Genomic DNA, 17,632 nt, shown 5'->3' on the forward strand with positions numbered 1-17,632 from the left:
TCTACAGGCGGTCGCGACCGGGCTGCGGATCGGTGAGGCCCCATTCGTCCGTGGTTGGGTCGATCCGGCGTTCGCGGAAGCGCACCCAGCGGGCGCGGATGGCCCAGACGAGCGCCGCGAGCAGGGTCAGGAAGATGATGTTGAACCACGGAATGATCGTGACGTTCGGACCCTCGACCCGCGCCACCGAGATGGCGTTGGGAAAGATCGACAGGAACTCGTTACGCCAGCCGTAATGGGTGATGGAGACCCATTTCGGCGTCTCGGAGGTGGAGCGCTGGTCGGCGGCCTCGGCCTGAAGGTTCGTGGTGTCGAACTTGAAATAGGGCGGCCAACCCCAGCCGGTATCCTCGTTGCGGTAAACCATGACTTCGCCATCGGCGAGGCGGGTCTGGATGAAGAAGATGTCGCGGTTGACCGTGCCTTCGGCGTCGCCGCTGCCCACGTTCGACCAGAAGATCGAGTTTTCGCCGAAGTCGATGCGCTTTTCATAAGTATCGGTGATGCGCGCGATATCGTGCTGCGGAAGGGTGTAGTGCAGAAAGCCCGCGACCAGCAGCCAGAAGGCGGCGACGAAGATCCATTTGACGTAGTGCATGGCGGCCCCTTGCGATTGTGTGTTTGCTTTCGGTTCAGCGCCGATGCGCCGGCTGTTGTGCGCGATATAGTGTGACATTGACCCGGGGGACAGGGCAAACCGGGATCTGGTTTGCGGTGTCGCTTCGGGGTTGGCTTTTGCGCCATGATGTATACTCCTGAACGAAGTTCAAGTTCGGAGGCTGCATGGCGGGTAAAGTTGAGGCGCGGCGCGACGCGCTGCGAAAGACGTTGATCGACCTGGCCGAGGTGAAGGTGACGGAAGGCGGACTCACGGCGGTCAAGGCGCGGGAACTGGCGCGCGAGGCGGGATGCGCGCTGGGGGCGATTTACAATGTGTTCGGAGATTTGCACGACATCGTCATCGCGGTGAACGGGCGCACATTCGTGCGGCTGGGGCAGGCGGTTGAGGCCAGCCTGGAGGATCGCCTGCAAGACAGCCCGACGGACCGCATGATCGCGATGTCAGAGGCTTATCTTGATTTTGCGGAGGCCAATCGTAACGCATGGCGGGCGCTTTTCGAAGTGCAGACGGTGGCGGGTGTCGAGGCGCCGGACTGGTATCATGAACAGATGAAACGTCTGTTCGGCCTGATCGAGGCCCCGGTGCGGGACTGTTTTCCGAAGATGCCGGAGGACGATGTGGTGCTTATGGCGCGGGCACTGTTTTCATCGGTGCACGGCATTATCGCGCTGGGACTGGACAATCAGGTGTCAGAGGTGTCGCGCGCCGATATGACCCGGATGATTGCACTGGTGATCGGGAATGTCACCGGAAACAGATAGTTTCTGAACATCGTTCAAAATATTTCTTGAACGATGTTCAATCTGCTGTATATCTCTATTCATGAACATTGTTCACGAAAGGGATTGGAATATGTTCACGACACTGAAGACATTGATCGCCGGGGCGAATGCGCGGGCGGAGGAGCAGGTCAAGGACGCCTTCGCGATCGAATTGATCGATCAGAAGATCCGCGACTCGGATGCACAGTTGAGGGCGGCGAAGGCGACCTTGGCTTCGCTCATTCAGCGGCAGAGGTCGGAAAAGCGGATCCTGGACGCTTTGCAAGGCCGGATCGACACGATGGTGCGACGGGCGGAAGATGCCTTGGCTGCAGAGCGCGAAGACCTTGCCCGACAGGCGGCGGATGCCGTCGCGACGATGGAGAACGAGGCGCAGCTTCGGCAGGGCACGGTCGACCGGCTGGAGGCCAAGGTGATCCGGCTGCGCGGAAGCGTGGAAGTGGCGCATCGGCGGCTGATCGACCTCAAGCAGGGCGCGGTGACGGCCCGGGCCATCCGCCGCGAGCAGCAGGTGCAGGGCTCGCTGCGGACCACGATCGGCAACACGTCGGCCGCGGACGAGGCCGAAGAATTGATCGCGCGGGTCGTGGGGCGGGATGATCCGTTCGAGCAATCGCAGATCCTTCAGGGGATCGAGGCGGACCTGAACCATGAAAGCCTGGATGCCCGCATGGAGGAGCAGGGCTTTGGCCCGGTGACGAAAGTGACGGCGGACCAGGTGCTGGATCGGCTGAAGCGCAAGTAACTGAAATCCATTTCTAAAGCGAACGAGGAGACGACCAATGCAATTCAATGACAAACCCGACAACACCGTGATCATGGCGTTCAACGCGATTGGCGTGGCGGCGGCTTATGTACTGCTGGGCATGTCGCTGTGGCTTTCGACCGAGGTGCCGCTGTCGACCAAGGGGTTCTGGGGGATCGCGGTGCTGCTGCTGACGCTGAGCCTGGTGAATTTCGTGAAATACCGGTTCGAGAACCAGGCGCGGATCGACCGGATCAACCGGATCGAAGAAGCCAGGAACGAAAAGCTGCTGGAGGATTACGTGGGCGAGAGCTATGGGCCCGAGCGCAAGGACGCGGCATAGGTTAGTGCCACAGATCAGGGCTGAAGCGCCCCCCGGGAATTTTTCCGGGGGGCGTTTTCGTGTTTCAGCCGACCACGTTGAAGTCCGGCCCGTAGGGGTAGCCGGTGATGTTCTCGTTACCGTTTTCGGTGATGACCAGCACGTCGTGTTCGCGGTAGCCGCCGGCGCCGGGCTGGCCCTGGGGGATGGTCAGCATCGGTTCCATCGAGATGACCATGCCGGGTTTCAGCACGGTGTCGATATCCTCGCGCAGTTCGAGGCCCGCCTCGCGGCCGTAGTAATGCGACAGGATGCCGAAGCTGTGGCCATAGCCGAAGGTGCGGTATTGCAGCAGGTCACGCTCGGCCAGGAAGGCGTTGATCCTGTGGGTGACCTCGGCGCAGGAGATGCCGGGCTTGAGCAGGGACATGCCGTATTCGTGGGCGGCGACGTTGGCCTGCCAGATGGCGAGCGAGGCGGCGTCGACCTCGGCCGCGAACATGGTGCGTTCGAGGGCCACGTAATAGGCCGAGACCATCGGGAAGGTGTTGAGTGACAGGATGTCGCCGCTCTGGAGTTGCCGGGACGTGACGGGGTTATGGGCGCCATCGGTGTTGAGGCCGGACTGGAACCAGACCCAGCTGTCGCGGTACTCGGCATCGGGGAAGCGGCGGGCGATTTCCAGCTCCATCGCGTTGCGCCCGGCCATGGCCACATCGATTTCACGGGTGCCGATGCGCACCGCGTCGCGGATGGCATGGCCGCCCACGTCGGCGATGGCGGTGCATTGACGGATGAGCGCGATTTCGGCCGGGGACTTGGCCATGCGCTGGGTCATGGTGTGAGTTGACAGGTCGACCGTTTCCTTTGGCGAAAGGAAGTGGTCCAGCTTGCCACATTGTTGGAGCGTGAGGTGGTCGGACTCAAAGCCGATGACGCCGCCGGTGCCGGTGACGGACGCGATGGCGCGCCAATAATTGTCGCGCTGCCAGTCGGTATAGGTGATGTTGTCGCCGTGGCAGCGGCGCCACGGCTGGCCCGCGTCGATGCCCGCCGAGATGGTGACGCTGTCGGTCGCCGTCACGACAAGGCCGTAGGGCCGCCCGAAGGCGCAGTAAAGGAAGCCCGAATAGTAGGCGATGTTGTGCATCGAGGTGAAGACGGCGGCGGTGACGCCGGTTTCCGCCATGATGCGGCGCAGGCCGGTCAGGCGCTGGTCGTACTCGGAGGCAGCGAAGGGCAACGGGGCCTTTTCGCCGTTGTGGAAGCGGTAGAATTCGGGGCGTGCGCCCGTGACATCGGTGTGGATTTGGGGTGCAGTCATCGTGTGACCCTCCTAATCAAAGAAAGGTCCCGGCGTTCAGGACTGTTGGGGTAGGAACCCGTGATTGGGGCGACGCCATCGCCCCCGGGTCTGACGCTGTTCTTGCAGAGCGGGGCAGGTCTGGCAAGATGATTTGCGACATTGCGAGGACGGGAACGAATCATGACGGCAAGACCGGGCAAGCGGAATCTGATCACGGATGTGCCGGGCATACTGGTGGGGCAGGCCGAGGATGCGGCGGTGAAGACCGGGGTGAGCGTTGTGGTGAGCGACGCGCCGTTCACGGCGGGCGTGCATGTGATGGGCGGGGCGCCGGGCACGCGGGAGACGGATTTGCTGGCCCCGGACAAGGTGGTGGAGGAGGTCGATGCGCTGGTGCTGTCGGGCGGGTCGGCGTTTGGCCTGGATGCGGCGTCGGGCGTGGCGGATGCGTTGCGCGCCGAGGGGCGTGGGTTTGCCGTGGGCGACCAGCGCGTGCCAATTGTGCCGGGGGCGATCCTGTTCGACCTGCTGAATGGCGGGGAGAAGGACTGGGGGGAGAACCCGTATAAGACACTTGGGCGGGCGGCGCTGGCGGCCCGGAGAGAGGCTTTCGAGATTGGCAGTTTCGGGGCCGGAGCGGGTGCGGTGACGGCGGATTTCAAGGGCGGAATTGGCTCGGCCTCGGTCGTGCTGGCATCGGGCGTGACTGTGGGGGCGCTTGTGGCGGTCAACGCGCTGGGGTCCGCGGTGGCCGGCGAGCGCGGAGAGTTCTGGGCGGCGCCGTTCGAGATGGAGGGCGAGTTTGGCGGATTGGGCGCGGCGCGCGCGTTCGGGGATGTGCAGGAGCCTCGGACAAAGCTGGCGCAGCACGCGGCGACGACGATTGGGATCGTGGCGACGGATGCAAAGCTGACCCAGGCGCAATGCACGCGGATGGCGGTGGCGGCGCATGATGGGTATGCCCGGGCGCTGTTGCCGTCGCACACGCCTATGGACGGGGATCTGATCTTTGCCGCGGCAACGGGGCACGGGGACGCGCCCGACGTGGCGGGGCAGTTGGCGCTGGGCCATGCGGCGGCGAGTTGCGTGGCGCGGGCGATTGCGAGGGCGGTTTTTGCGGCACGTCCGGCGGAGAGGGACGGGGTGCCGTGTTGGGCGGAGCGGTTCAGTCAGGGATGAGGCGCGGGGGCGCGTGGGTTTTCACCCACCCTACGCAGGGCCATTGCGTCGGGCGCGTGGCGGGCTTTGGCTTTTGAGTATTTTTGCCAAGAAAGAGCGCGGTGTCGCTTAGCCCAGGATATCGGTCATGAGCGGGCTGTCGGGGTCTTTCAGGGCGTCGATGATGTCGAAATGGTGACGGCCCGTGTCGATGCGCAAAGGGCAGGACCAAGCGTCGGCCTGCCAGCGGGCCTGGTCGAGGAAGACGGGGCGTTCCTCGGCGCCGACCCAGATGCGGGTGGGGATGCCGAGGCGGTCGGTCATGAGGGCCGGGCTTTCGGCGGCGGCGCTGGTTTCGGTGAGCTGGAACTGGTCGTTCATCGATGTCTGCAGCAGCGGGCGCAGGTCGGAGACCGGGGAGATTGGGGTGATCGTGGTGATCCGGTCGGTGACGTTGTCAGGCAGGAGGCCGGGTTCAGCCATGCGCGAGACGAGGTGGCCGCCGGCGGAGTGACCGGCAAGGGCGACGGGGCCATCGGTGGTGCCCGCGATGGTCTGGATGGCGCGCGCGATCTGGTGGGTGATGTCGGCGATGCGGACATCGGGGCAAAGGTCGTAGGAGGGCATGGCGACGGACCAGCCACGGGCCAGCGCGCCGGTGGCGAAGTGGGACCAGTAGCTGCGGTCGAAGCGGAGCCAGTAGCCGCCATGAACGAAGATGAGCGTGCCTTCGGGCGCGGCTTCGGGGCGGAAGATATCGTAGGCCTGGCGGGGTGTGTCGCCGTAGGGAACGCCGAGCTCGTCGCGGCCTGGTGCGCGTGCCTCGCGGAAGGCGGCCGCCTCGGCGGCCCAGCGCGGCGGATAATCCTCGCCGCCGGGGATGTTGGGGACGTTGGCATAGGCGTCGTCCAGTTTCATGATTTTCTCCTTCGGTCTGGCCCTAGACATTCCGTGCCCCAGATGCTTTGCCATGAGCAACAGTTTTTGCCGGAGGATGCGCCATGCTCGATACTGCCACCAACCTGAAATCGCTTTTGAAAGATCCCGACCTGCTGGCCGAGAAGGCCTATGCCGGGGGTGAATGGATCGACGGCGCGGACGGCGCGACCTTCGAGGTGGTGAACCCGGCGCGGGGTGACGTGATTGCCAATGTGGCGGACCTGGATCGCAAACAGGTGGCCGATGTGATCGCGGGGGCGGCGAAGGCGCAGAAGGAGTGGGCCAAGTGGACCGGCAAGGAGCGCGCCGCGGTGCTGCGCAAGTGGTTCGATCTGATGATGGAGCACCAGGATGACCTGGGAACGATCCTGACCGCCGAGCAGGGCAAGCCGCTGGCCGAGGCCAAGGGCGAGATCGCCTATGGCGCGTCCTTCATCGAGTTCTTCGGCGAGGAGGCCAAGCGGGTCTACGGCGAGATGATCCCGGGCCATCAGCGCGACAAGCGGATCATGGTGCTGAAACAGCCGATCGGGGTGGCCGCATCCATCACGCCGTGGAACTTCCCCAACGCGATGATCACGCGCAAGGCCGCGCCTGCGCTGGCGGCGGGCTGTGCGTTCGTGGGGCGTCCGGCGGCGGAGACGCCGCTGTCGGCCACGGCGATGGGCGTGCTGGCCGAGCGGGCGGGCATCCCGGCGGGAGTGTTCAACATCGTGACCTCGTCGCGGTCGTCGGACATCGGCAAGGAGTTCTGCGAGAATCCGAACGTGCGCAAGCTGACCTTTACCGGGTCCACCGAGGTGGGGCGCATCCTGCTGCGGCAGGCGGCCGACCAGGTGATGAAATGCTCGATGGAGCTGGGCGGGAACGCGCCCTTTATCGTGTTCGACGATGCAGATGTGGACGCCGCCGTGGAAGGCGCGATCATGTGCAAGTTCCGCAACAACGGGCAGACCTGTGTCTGTGCCAACCGGATCTATGTGCAGGCTGGGGTCTATGACGCTTTTGCCGAAAAGCTGAAGGACCGGGTGAGCAAGATGAAGGTGGGTGACGGGCTGGAAGAGGGCACCGAGCTGGGGCCGCTGATCAACCCGGAAGCGTCGGAGAAGGTGGTGGAGCATATCGAGGATGCCAAGGCCAAGGGCGGCAATGTGATCCTTGGGGGTGCGGATGGCGAGATGGACGGCAACTTCTTCCAGCCGACGATCCTGACGGGTGTGACGCAGGACATGAAGGTGAGCCAGGAAGAGACGTTCGGGCCGTTGGCGCCCTTGTTCAAGTTCGAGGACGAGGATGACGTGATCACCATGGCGAACGATACGATCTTTGGCCTTGCCAGCTATTTCTACGCCAAGGATCTGAGCCGCGTCTACAAGGTAGCCGAGGCGCTGGAATACGGGATTGTCGGCGTGAACACCGGCATCATCTCGACCGAGGTCGCGCCGTTCGGCGGGGTCAAGCAGTCGGGGCTGGGCCGCGAGGGCAGCCATCACGGGATCGAGGATTTCCTGGAGCTGAAATACGTCTGCATGAGCGTGTGAGGCACGGCATGGACGGCGGGTTTCACGGGGTCTTTCCCTATCTCGTCTCGCCGCTGGATGGCGAGGGCCGCGTCAAACGCGAGGTTCTGACGCGGCTCTGCGACGACCTGATCGACGCTGGCGTGCATGGGCTGACGCCATTGGGCTCGACGGGGGAGTTCGCCTATCTCAGCTGGGCGCAGAAGCGCGATATCGTCGAGACGGTCGTGGCCGCCGCCAAGGGCCGGGTGCCTGTGGTGGCGGGCGTCGCGGCGACGACCACGTCGGAGGCGGTGCGGCAGGCGCGGGAATTCGCGGCGATGGGCTGTGACGGTATTCTTGCCGTGCTTGAGGCCTATTTCCCGGTGAGCGATGCCGGCATCAAGGACTATTTCACCGCCGTAGCGGCGGCGGGGGATCTGCCGATCGTGATCTACACCAATCCTAATTTCCAGCGCAGCGACCTGAGCGTGGCTTTGATCGCGGAACTGGCGGAGGTGGAGAACATCCGCTGTCTGAAGGATGCGTCGAGCAACACGGGGCGGCTGTTGTCGATCATGGACCGGGTGGGCGACAAACTGGATATCTTTGCTGCGTCGGCGCATATCCCGGCCTGCGTGATGCTGATCGGGGGCAAGGGCTGGATGGCGGGGCCCGCGTGCATCGTACCGAAGCAGAGTGTGAAATTGTATGAGCTGTGCAAGGTCGGGCAGTTTCAGGCGGCGATGGAATTGCAGCGCGAGCTGTGGTCGCTGAACCAGGCGTTCGCCAAGTACAACCTGGCGGCCTGCGTCAAGGGTGGTTTGGAACTGCAGGGCTATGACGTGGGTGCGCCGCTGCCGCCGCAGGACGGGCTGAGCGATGCGGGGCGGACCGAGTTGAGGGCGGTGCTGGAGCGGGTCGGGGCGCTTTAAGGGGCACGATAGGTGGGATGAAATCCCACCCTACGCGGAGCTTCGGGGGCGCTGTCATCGTCGGGCTTTAACCAGAGAATCTCTGGGAGAAAGAGATCCTCGATCAAGTCGGGGATGACGTTCTCAAAAAAATTCCACCCTGCGCCAAGGATTGACGCCTGGGCGGCGTCCTACAATCGTGATGCGTATGACAGTCAGTGACGAAACCCTGGCCCAAGCCGCCGCCGATGGCGATGCGGCGGCGTTCTCGACCCTCGTCGAGCGGCATTACGATGCCGTGTTCCGGCTGGCCTTTCGGCTGACCGGCGCAAGGGCCGAGGCGGAGGACCTGACACAGGATGTGTGTGCTGGCTTGCCAGCAAAGCTGTCGGGGTTTCGCGGGGCGTCGAAGTTCACCACCTGGCTATGGCGGGTGGTGGTGAATGCTGCCCATGACCGGCGGCGGCGGGCGGCGACGCGGGCGAAATACGCGGAAGGCTGGGGCGATTGGGAGGTGGACCGGCGGGCGGCGGAGGCGGAAGTGGCCGAGGCCGTCGATTGGTTGACGCAAGCCATGAGGGCCTTGCCGGAGGACTTGAGGGACACGCTGGCCCTGGTGCTGGACGACATGAACCATGCCGAGGCGGGCGAGGTGCTGGGCATCTCGGGCGGCACGGTGGGCTGGCGCATATCTGAGGCGAAGAAACATTTGCGCGCGATGCGTGCGCGAGAGGAGGACGCATGAGCGACGACCTCGACGATCTGAAGGCCATGATGCGGGCCGCGACGCCGAAGCCGGATGCCGACAGGAAGGCGGCGGATCTGGCGTTGGCGCGGAAAAACTTTGCCGATCTCCAAGAGGTGTGGGATGACGCACGTCAAACCTCTGATCGCCCGAAAGCGGGCCTTGTCAGAGGAGTGACGGATATGTTGACGCGGATGAACACACGCGGGGCGCTGACGGCGACGACGGCGCTGGTGGCGCTGGGAATGGTCGTGGTGGTGCCGGACTGGCGGAACGCGCCGGCGCTGCGCGGGGCGCAGCCGGTGGTGACCGAGGCGGATGACAGTTTGGCGGACGCAGGCGTGCGTAGGGAAGCGCCGGTGCCGGAGGCGGCGGAGGAGATGGTGCTGGACGTGGCCCCGGCGGAGCCTGCACCGGAGGCCGAGGCGCCGCAGCCCGTGCCGATGCCATCGCCGCAGGTGGCGCGGCCGGAGTCGGGTCTGGCGAAGCAAAGGCAGATCGCACCGCAGGCGATGCAGTCGCAGGCCTTGTCCGATGCGGAGGGATATGCCGGGGGTGTGGCCAACACGGCGCCGGTCGGGCGGATCGAGCAGCCGGGCTCGGATGACGCTATGGCATTGCCCGAAATGGAAAGCGAAGCGTTTCCCGACGCTGTACCGAACGCGCTGAAGATCACCAGTGAGGAGCCGGTGTCGACTTTTTCGATCGACGTGGATACGGCATCGTATGGTGTGGTGCGGTCGTCCTTGCGGGCTGGATACCTGCCGCCGCGGGAGGCTGTCCGGATCGAGGAGATGGTGAACTACTTCCCCTATGACTATGCCGCGCCTGAAGGTAATGCGCCGTTCCAGCCGACGGTCAGCGTGACGGACACGCCGTGGAACCCGGACACGAAGCTGGTGCATGTCGCGATCCAGGGCGAGACGCCCCCGGTAGAGGACCGCCCACCGCTGAACCTGGTGTTCCTGATCGACACGAGCGGGTCGATGCAGGCGGCGAACAAGCTACCGCTGCTCAAGCAGTCCTTGGCGCTGATGCTGCCGCAACTGACCGAGCGGGACAGCGTGGCGATCATCACTTATGCTGGCAGCGCGGGGCAGGCGCTGGCGCCGACACCGGCGACGGAGCGAGAGACGATCCTGGGCGCGCTGGACCGGCTGGAGGCCGGAGGCTCGACGGCGGGGCAGGCGGGATTGCAGCAGGCTTATGCGCTGGCCGGGGAGATGAGTGGCGACGGCGAGGTGTCGAGGGTGATCCTGGCGACGGACGGGGATTTCAATGTGGGGATCAGCGATCCGGAGGCGTTGAAGGACTATATTGCCGAGCAGCGCGAGAGCGGCACCTACCTGTCGGTGATGGGGTTCGGGCGCGGCAATCTGGACGATGCCACGATGCAGGCGCTGGCGCAGAACGGGAACGGGCAGGCGGCCTATATCGACACGCTGTCCGAGGCGCAGAAGGTGATGGTCGACCAGGTGACCGGTGCGCTTTACCCGATTGCCGATGACGTGAAGATCCAGGTGGAGTTCAACCCGGCAGCCGTGGTCGAGTACCGGTTGATCGGGTACGAGACGCGTGCGCTGCGGCGTGAGGATTTCAACAACGATCGGGTGGATGCGGGCGATATCGGGGCCGGGCACCAAGTGACCGCGCTTTACGAGATCACGCCGGTGGGCTCGCCCGCGCAGATGAGCGACCCGCTGCGCTATGGCGAGGCGGAGGCGGTGCGCGGGGATGCAGGCGAGCTTGGGTATTTCAAGCTGCGGTACAAGGCGCCGGGTGAGGATGAAAGCCGGTTGATCGAGCAGGCTATCGTTGAGGGTGCCGAGGCTGGTTCAGAGGCGCGGTTCGCGGCGGCGATTGCCGGGTTCGGGCAGCTGTTGCGCGGGGAGACGTATCTTGGCGACTGGGGGTATGCGGAGGCGATTGCGCTGGCGAATGGGGCGAAGGGGGAAGACCCGTTCGGCTATCGGGCCGAGGCGGTGCAGCTGATGCGGCTGGCGGAGAGCCTGTCGCGGTAGGTGCGGCGCGGAATCAAGGTGCAGCTTGCTGCACCGCCGCGCATCGCCGGGCCGCCCGGACGGCACGGCGATTGGGCTAGGCTGGGTGCGCCGCTTATTTCTTTTGCGGGTTTGGCCGGGATAAAGCGCTATAGAATAACGGTTGGATCGCCGTACCGCGGCCCGAAGATGCGCGGCCCCCAACAAAAAACGCCCCGTGGCTGCCACGGGGCGTTTCGCGCGGTAGGATCTGCCGTTTAGTTGACAGTTTCGGCGTCAACGACATCCTTGTGGGTGGACGTACCGCTGGCGATCTCGATGCGGCGGGGTTTCAGCCGCTCGGGCACTTCGCGCACCAGCTCGATATGCAGCATACCGTCGGTATGGGTCGCCCCGGTGACCTTGACGTGGTCGGCCAGCTGGAACTTCCGCTCGAACGCGCGGGTGGCGATGCCGCGGTGCAGGTAGGTGCGCTCGCCGTCCTCTTCGGCCTTGCGGGCCGAGACGATCAGCGCGCCTTCGCGCAGTTCGACCGAGAGTTCGTCATCGCTGAACCCTGCGACGGCGATCGAGATGCGGTAGGCATCGTCGGCTGTCTTTTCGATATTGTAAGGGGGGTAGGTCGGTTGATTGACGTCGCCGGCAAGGACGCGGTCCATCATGTCGGCAATCTGGTCAAACCCGATGGAAGCCCGGTAAAGCGGGGCAAGATCAAAGTTACGCATTGGAATCCTCCGTTGAGCGATACCTATGTGGATGCCTTCCCGAACGGGACAGGCGGTTGATGTCGACCCGCGACGCGGCGTCGGACAAACGCTATTTGGGAAGCGAAAAAGCCGGTTTCAAGCCCCTGCGTTGGGTTGAAATCACTGGATTTTCTCGAAACGGGCCCCCGAGGCGTTGCCGCCGCGGGTCACATCGACCTTGCGAAAGCCGGTATTGGCGGTCGAAGGGGCCGAGGCAGCGCTGGCGCGCAGCTTGCGCTTGAGGTCATCGACCGTGTCGGGCAATTCCATGCCATAGGCGACGGTCGTGCCATGCTCGGTCTTGTGGCCGCCGACGACAAGGCTGACGATGCGGGCACGGTAGCCGCCATCGGAAAAGACCGGCGCGCCCGAGGAGCCGAAGGTCACGTTGCAGTTGAAGGAAATCAGGCCCTCGCCGCGGCGCAACACGTCGCACTGGCGTTCCCAGGACAGGGCGTCATCGCGCTTGCGTCCGTAGGAGACCACGCTGACATTGTCGCCCCGCGTGGGGTTCATGTGCAGGGCAAAGGGGCTGGCGGTGGCGGTGGGAATGGGGGTGCTGAGTTCCAGCAAGGCCACGTCGCGGCGCACATTATCGGCGGACATGCCGTCGGAGGCGCGATAGCCATCGGCCACCACGTAGCGGCTGATGTTGCGTGCGGCGATGGCGGCGCCGTCACGCAGCCCGGCGCGAAACACGATACGCTCTGGCAGAATCGGCGCGCCGCGGTTGTCGAAGACGCAGTGAGCCGCCGTCAGCACAAGGTTGTCGGCAATCAGCGTGCCGGTGCAATAGCTGTCCTGGCCCAGATCGATCCGGCCCACGGCCTCCCACCCCAGAAGGTCGTCGCGGTTGGTCAGCCGGATCAGGTCGCTGGCGGTGGCCAGGGTGGGCAGCGTCAGAGTGAAGACGAGCGTGAAGAGCGAAAACAGACGAAACATAAATCAATCCAGGTCGGGCACGGCGAATTTCGCGCCGGTGTTGCGGTTCTGGCCGGTCGAGAACATTTCGACCCGGGCCTGGTCTTGCAAGCGTTCGCCGCTCTCGAGCGCGTGGCGCATCAGGGCAAGCGGCCTGTCGAGAGAGGCGCCAAGGGCGACCTTCTTGCCGTGGATCTCGGCCATGGCGGAGACGACCGACACGATGCGTGGCGCGCCGGTGTCGTCGAAGGAAAAGACCGGTGCGCCGGACGCGCCGTAATCGACGTCGCAGGACATCACCAGCACGCCGCTGCGCTGTTCCAGCACCTGGCACATGTCCTGAAGCGAGGGTGCCTCGGAGCGTTCGCGCGCATAGCTGACCAGCCCGATGCGTTCATGCTTGCGCGGCTGGGTGTCGGTCTGGAACGGGACAACGCCGGACTTGGCGATGGGGTGGTGCAATTCCAAGAGGGCGATGTCGTTACGCACGCGCGCGGCGTCGATCCGGTTGGAATAATCGTATTCGGGATGCACCACCGCGCGGCGGACCCAGCGATAGGCGGTGGCGCGGCCGTTGCGCCAGCCGGCGAGAAACTCGATATTCTGCGTATCGACAGGCTTGCCCGTCGTGGCATCGAACAGGCAGTGCGCCGCCGTCAGCACGAGGTCGGGCGCGATCAGGGCGCCGGTGCAAAAGCCGTTTCCGCCGATGTCGATACGCCCCACGGCCTGCCACTGGCGGCCGTCATCGGTGGTGTCCAGTCGCTGGAGCATGGCATCCTGTGCGGATGCGGGCGACATGGACCAGAGCAGGGCCATGACCAGCCCTGTGAAACCTATGCTCTTGAACAAACCGGGTGCCTCACTTGATTTTCAAGCGGGATACCGGCGCAATTTGTCGAAAATAGGGCTGTCGCCTGTTAATCGTGCAAGGCTGGCGGTTTCGGTCCGCCGGTGGCCCAGTCGAGCAGTTCGACGGTGTGCACGACGGGTACCCCGGTGCCCGAGCCTATCTGCATCATGCAGCCGATATTGCCTGTGGCGATGATGTCGGGCGACTTGGCCTCGAGCGTCTGAACCTTGCGCGTTTTCAACTGCTTGGAGATCGCGGGCTGCATCAGGTTGTACGTGCCGGCCGAGCCGCAGCACAGATGCGCGTCGGCCGGTTCGACCACCTCGAACCCGGCGTTTTTCAGCAGGGTCTTGGGGTGGGTCTTGATCTGCTGGCCGTGCTGGAGCGAACAGGCGGCGTGGTAGGCCACGCGGGTGCCGCGGGGCGTACCCTCGGGCAGGTCGAGCTGCATCAGGAGTTCCGAGACATCCATGGCGATGGCCGAGACGCGGGCGGCGTCCTCGGCCAGCGCCTCGGTGCGGAACATGTGGCCGTAATCCTTGACGGTGGTGCCGCAGCCGGAGGTGTTGATGACGATGGCATCGAGGCCGCCCTCGTCCATCTCGGCGGTCCAGGCGCGGATGTTGTGGGCTGCCGTCGCGTGGCTCTCGGAGGTCTTGCCCATGTGGTGGGTGAGCGCCCCGCAGCAGCCTGCGCCCTTGGCCACCACAACCTCGCAGCCCAGCCGGGTGAGCAGGCGGATGGTGGCGTCGTTGATGTCGGTGTTTAGCGCCTTCTGCGCGCAGCCGGTCATCAGGGCGACGCGTTTCACGGGCTTGTCTTTCGCCGGGAAGGTTTGCGGGTCGTCATTGCGGCTGACTGGCGGGACATTCTTGGGGGCCATGTCGACCATCGCGCGCAGGCGGGCGTCGGGCAGGGCCCATTTGAACGGTTTGGCGATCTTGGCGCCGAGCATCGCGATGCGGAAACGGTTCGGGTAGGGCAGGATGCGCGCCAGCGTCCAGCGCAGGACACGCTCGAACATGGGGCGTTGGTAGCGATCCTCTATATACTCGCGGGCGTGGTCGACAAGGTGCATGTAGTGCACGCCCGAGGGGCAGGTCGTCATGCAGGCGAGGCAGGACAGGCAGCGGTCGATATGCTTGACTGTCTCGCGATCCGGGTCGCGGTCGTTTTCCAGCATGTCCTTGATCAGGTAGATGCGGCCCCGGGGGCTGTCGAGTTCGTCGCCCAGCACCTGATAGGTGGGACAGGTGGCGGTGCAGAACCCGCAATGCACGCAGGAACGCAGAATCTCGTTCGAGCGCTGGATGGCAGGGGATTTGAGCTGTTCGGCGGAAAATTCGGTTTTCATACGGTAGGCAATCTACTCAGCGGTGCGAGGGCAGGGCAAATGATGGACGTGCACGTCACGCGGCGCGGCCCATCAGGCCGGGGTTCAGGATGCCGCGCGGGTCAAAACGTGCACGCAGCCCGTCCTGAAGTGCTGCGATGGGCGGCGAAAGCGGTTGGAAGGCACCGCCGGCGCGGTTGCCGCGGATGAGTGTGGCGTGGCCACCGGCGGCATTCACGGCGGCGCGGATGGTGTCGGCGTGGGTGTTTTGCGGCACGCGCAGCCAGACAAGGCCACCGCCCCAATCGTACAGCGCCTCGGCCCCGTCGACCTGCGCTTTGATCCCGGGCGCGTCGGAGGGTTTGACCGAGAGGCGCCAGATATCGCCTTCCCCATCGTGGAAACATGCGACATCGCGGATGTCTTGCCACAGCGTGGTGTTGGTGTCGGGGTCGGTTTCGACCTTTGCCGCGCCAAGGTCGGCCAGAAGCGTCTGGATCTGGCCGGCACGGTAGGCCACGGATTTCTCGAAACCCTCGATACGCAGGCAGGTCTGCGGGCCGTCCGCCGTCTGGCGGTGGGCGGCGCCGGTGATCTCGAACGGCGAGCCGAGCGCGCGGGAGAGGGCGGCGACGGCGGTGGTGTCGTCGAGACCCGAGAGCGTGATCGTGGCGGTGTGGTGCGATGCGGGCAGCACCTTGAGCGCCAGTTCGGTCAGCACCCCAAGGGTGCCGTAGCTGCCGGCCATGAGCTTCACGAGGTCGTAGCCGGTGACGTTCTTCATCACGCGCCCGCCATTGCGGGTGACCTGTCCCTGCCCGTCCACAAAGCGGACGCCCAGGAGGAAGTCGCGCGCGGCCCCGGCCTGGATGCGGCGGGGGCCAGAGACATTGGCAGCGAAGACGCCGCCGATGGTGGGCTCGCCGGTCGTGCCCAGAAGGCCGCGATGGTCCATCGGCTCGAACGCTAGGCGCTGGCCCTCTGCAGCCAGGGTCTTGCGCACCTCCTCGACCGGGGTGCCCGCCTGCACCACCAACGTCAGCGCGCCGGGCTCATAGAGCGTCACGCCCGTCAGCCTCGAGGTTGTCAGCGGCTGGCCGTTGACTGGCACGCCGATGGGGCGCGTGCCGCCGCCCATGATGCGCAAGGGCTCGGAGGCGGAGGCGACCATCTCGGCCAGTTCGGCCTCGGAGGTGGGGGCAAGGGCTTTCATTGTTCCAAAAATACTCCGGGGTCCGGGGCAGCGCCCCGGGAGGGTCATTCAGCCGCGATCCGGCGAGTATCGGAGGACGCCAGCGGAAAGACCTTGGCCGGGTTCAAGAGCCACTTGGGGTCGAACACATCCTTGACGGCCATCTGGATTTCCAGGTCGGGCGGGTCGTATTGATGCAGCATCAGGTCGCGCTTTTCGATGCCCACGCCATGCTCGCCCGTAAGGCAGCCGCCGACCTCGACGCAGAGTTTCAGTATCTCGGCGCCCAGCTCCTCGCAGAGTTCCAGGTCGCCCTCCTTGTTGGCGTCGAACAGGATCAGCGGGTGCATGTTGCCGTCGCCCGCGTGAAAGACGTTGGCGACGTCGAGGCCGTATTCCTTGGACATCTCGCCGATGCGTTTCAGCACATAGGGCAGTTCGTTGACCGGGATGGTGCCGTCGAGGCACATGTAGTCGTTGATCTTGCCCATGGCGCCGAATGCGGATTTTCGGCCCAGCCAGATGCGCTTGCTCTCATCCTCGGACGAGGATTGGCGCAGCTCGACAGGGTCGTGCTTGCGGGCGATGTCCATGATCGTCTCAAGCTGCTCGTCGATCTCGGCGTCGGAGCCTTCAACCTCGACGATCAGGAGCGCCTCGCAATCTGGGTAGCCGGCACCGGCGAAGGCCTCGGTCGCGCGGATGCAGGGGCGGTCCATGAATTCGATCGCCACCGGCAGGACGCCGGCCTTGATGATGTCCGACACGCATTGGCCCGCGATCTCGGACGAATCGTAGCCGATCAGCACGGGGCGCGCGCCTTCGGGCTTGTGCAGAATGCGCAGGGTCGCCTCGGTGACGATGCCAAGCTGGCCTTCGGAGCCGCAGATGAGGCCCAGAAGATCGAGACCTTCGGCATCGAGATGCGCGCCGCCGATCTCGGTCACGGTGCCGTCCATCAGCACCATCGTCACGCCCATCAGGTTGTTGGTGGTGACGCCGTATTTCAGGCAATGCGCGCCGCCCGAGTTCATCGCGATGTTGCCCGCGATGGCGCAGGCCAGTTGGCTGGATGGGTCGGGCGCGTAGAAAAAGCCGTCTTCCTCGACCGCGCCGGTGACCGAAAGGTTCGTGCGCCCGGTCTGCACGCGGATGAAGCGGTTGTCGTAGTCGGTTTCCAGCACCTCGGTCATGCGGGCGACGCCGATGATCACGCTGTCCTCGGTCGGCAAAGCGCCCCCGGCGAGCGAGGTGCCGGCGCCGCGCGGCACGACGGGCACGCCCATGTCGTTGCAGATCCTGAGGGTCTCGGAGACCTCTGCCGTGGAGGCGGGCAGAACCACGGCCAGGGGCGGGCATTTGTAAGCCGTCAGCCCATCGCATTCATAGGCGCGGGTCTCGGACGGGTCGTGGATGAGCGCCTCGCGCGGCAGGAACGACGCCAGCCGGTCGAGCAGTTGCGACTTGCGGGCAAGGATGGTCGGGTTCGGCTTTGGCATGTCCATGGCGGATCTCCCAGGATTGGTAAGATAATATAACCAATTCGAAGCAGTCG

17 protein-coding genes are annotated in these 17,632 nt (G+C 64.9%); 8 read left to right on the plus strand and 9 right to left on the minus strand.

All coding sequences use genetic code 11. From position 1 onward, the window contains the following. Position 1: 1 nt before the first annotated feature. Positions 2-598 (minus strand): DUF1523 family protein, encoded by a 597-nt coding sequence (locus XM53_RS06250; protein WP_057791618.1) that lies wholly within the window; start codon positions 596-598, stop codon positions 2-4. A gap of 185 nt (positions 599-783) precedes the next feature. Between XM53_RS06250 and XM53_RS06255 the strand changes: the two genes are divergently transcribed. The 3 genes from XM53_RS06255 (at position 784) to XM53_RS06265 (ending at position 2,492) form a co-directional block, all read left to right on the plus strand. Beyond that, positions 784-1,383: a TetR/AcrR family transcriptional regulator gene (locus XM53_RS06255; RefSeq protein WP_057791427.1), complete on the plus strand. Its 600-nt coding sequence runs from the start codon at positions 784-786 to the stop codon at positions 1,381-1,383. A gap of 91 nt (positions 1,384-1,474) precedes the next feature. Further along, positions 1,475-2,149, plus strand: a complete 675-nt coding sequence (locus tag XM53_RS06260) for a PspA/IM30 family protein (protein ID WP_057791429.1) — start codon at positions 1,475-1,477, stop codon at positions 2,147-2,149. A 37-nt stretch (positions 2,150-2,186) separates the two neighbouring features. After that, positions 2,187-2,492: a hypothetical protein gene (locus XM53_RS06265; protein WP_057791430.1), complete on the plus strand. Its 306-nt coding sequence runs from the start codon at positions 2,187-2,189 to the stop codon at positions 2,490-2,492. A 64-nt stretch (positions 2,493-2,556) separates the two neighbouring features. On the opposite strand, the gene XM53_RS06270 is transcribed toward XM53_RS06265, so the two are convergent. Further along, on the minus strand, positions 2,557-3,795 hold the full coding sequence (locus tag XM53_RS06270) for an aminopeptidase P family protein (protein WP_057791432.1): 1,239 nt from the start codon (positions 3,793-3,795) through the stop codon (positions 2,557-2,559). Between the two features lie 162 nt (positions 3,796-3,957). Here XM53_RS06270 and XM53_RS06275 point away from each other — a divergent pair, with 162 nt between their 5' ends. After that, positions 3,958-4,956 (plus strand): P1 family peptidase, encoded by a 999-nt coding sequence (locus XM53_RS06275; RefSeq protein ID WP_057791434.1) that lies wholly within the window; start codon positions 3,958-3,960, stop codon positions 4,954-4,956. A 108-nt stretch (positions 4,957-5,064) separates the two neighbouring features. Here XM53_RS06275 and XM53_RS06280 read toward each other — a convergent pair whose 3' ends face one another. Next, positions 5,065-5,853, minus strand: a complete 789-nt coding sequence (locus tag XM53_RS06280; RefSeq protein ID WP_057791436.1) for an alpha/beta hydrolase — start codon at positions 5,851-5,853, stop codon at positions 5,065-5,067. 83 nt (positions 5,854-5,936) lie between these two features. Between XM53_RS06280 and XM53_RS06285 the strand changes: the two genes are divergently transcribed. From XM53_RS06285 to XM53_RS06300, 4 genes are all read left to right on the plus strand, one after another. After that, on the plus strand, positions 5,937-7,415 hold the full coding sequence (locus XM53_RS06285; protein WP_057791437.1) for an NAD-dependent succinate-semialdehyde dehydrogenase: 1,479 nt from the start codon (positions 5,937-5,939) through the stop codon (positions 7,413-7,415). 8 nt (positions 7,416-7,423) lie between these two features. Then, positions 7,424-8,308 carry a dihydrodipicolinate synthase family protein gene (locus XM53_RS06290; RefSeq protein WP_057791439.1) on the plus strand — a complete coding sequence of 295 codons (885 nt, stop codon included), beginning with the start codon at positions 7,424-7,426 and terminating at the stop codon, positions 8,306-8,308. Between the two features lie 187 nt (positions 8,309-8,495). After that, positions 8,496-9,032, plus strand: a complete 537-nt coding sequence (locus tag XM53_RS06295; RefSeq protein ID WP_057791620.1) for an RNA polymerase sigma factor — start codon at positions 8,496-8,498, stop codon at positions 9,030-9,032. After that, a complete protein-coding gene (locus tag XM53_RS06300) occupies positions 9,029-11,053 on the plus strand; it encodes a vWA domain-containing protein (protein WP_057791440.1) in 2,025 nt (674 codons plus the stop codon). Before XM53_RS06295 ends, XM53_RS06300 begins: the two co-directional genes overlap by 4 nt. Positions 11,054-11,289: 236 nt before the next feature. Here the strand turns inward: XM53_RS06300 and XM53_RS06305 are convergent, their stop codons facing one another. The 6 genes from XM53_RS06305 to XM53_RS06330 form a co-directional block, all read right to left on the minus strand. Beyond that, positions 11,290-11,757, minus strand: a complete 468-nt coding sequence (locus tag XM53_RS06305; protein ID WP_057791442.1) for an Hsp20 family protein — start codon at positions 11,755-11,757, stop codon at positions 11,290-11,292. A gap of 141 nt (positions 11,758-11,898) precedes the next feature. Next, positions 11,899-12,720 carry a trypsin-like serine peptidase gene (locus XM53_RS06310; RefSeq protein WP_057791444.1) on the minus strand — a complete coding sequence of 274 codons (822 nt, stop codon included), beginning with the start codon at positions 12,718-12,720 and terminating at the stop codon, positions 11,899-11,901. 3 nt (positions 12,721-12,723) lie between these two features. After that, positions 12,724-13,518: a trypsin-like serine peptidase gene (locus XM53_RS06315; RefSeq protein ID WP_057791446.1), complete on the minus strand. Its 795-nt coding sequence runs from the start codon at positions 13,516-13,518 to the stop codon at positions 12,724-12,726. A gap of 101 nt (positions 13,519-13,619) precedes the next feature. Next, positions 13,620-14,906, minus strand: coding sequence for a glycolate oxidase subunit GlcF (glcF, locus tag XM53_RS06320; protein ID WP_057791448.1), 1,287 nt, complete (start codon positions 14,904-14,906; stop codon positions 13,620-13,622). A 55-nt stretch (positions 14,907-14,961) separates the two neighbouring features. Further along, the gene (glcE, locus tag XM53_RS06325; RefSeq protein WP_057791450.1) at positions 14,962-16,098 is read right to left on the minus strand and encodes a glycolate oxidase subunit GlcE; all 1,137 of its coding nucleotides are present in this window, start codon (positions 16,096-16,098) and stop codon (positions 14,962-14,964) included. 44 nt (positions 16,099-16,142) lie between these two features. Beyond that, positions 16,143-17,582, minus strand: coding sequence for an FAD-linked oxidase C-terminal domain-containing protein (locus XM53_RS06330; RefSeq protein WP_057791452.1), 1,440 nt, complete (start codon positions 17,580-17,582; stop codon positions 16,143-16,145). Positions 17,583-17,632: the final 50 nt, after the last annotated feature.

The organism is Roseovarius atlanticus (assembly GCF_001441615.1).
Classification (GTDB): Bacteria; Pseudomonadota; Alphaproteobacteria; order Rhodobacterales; family Rhodobacteraceae; genus Roseovarius; species Roseovarius atlanticus.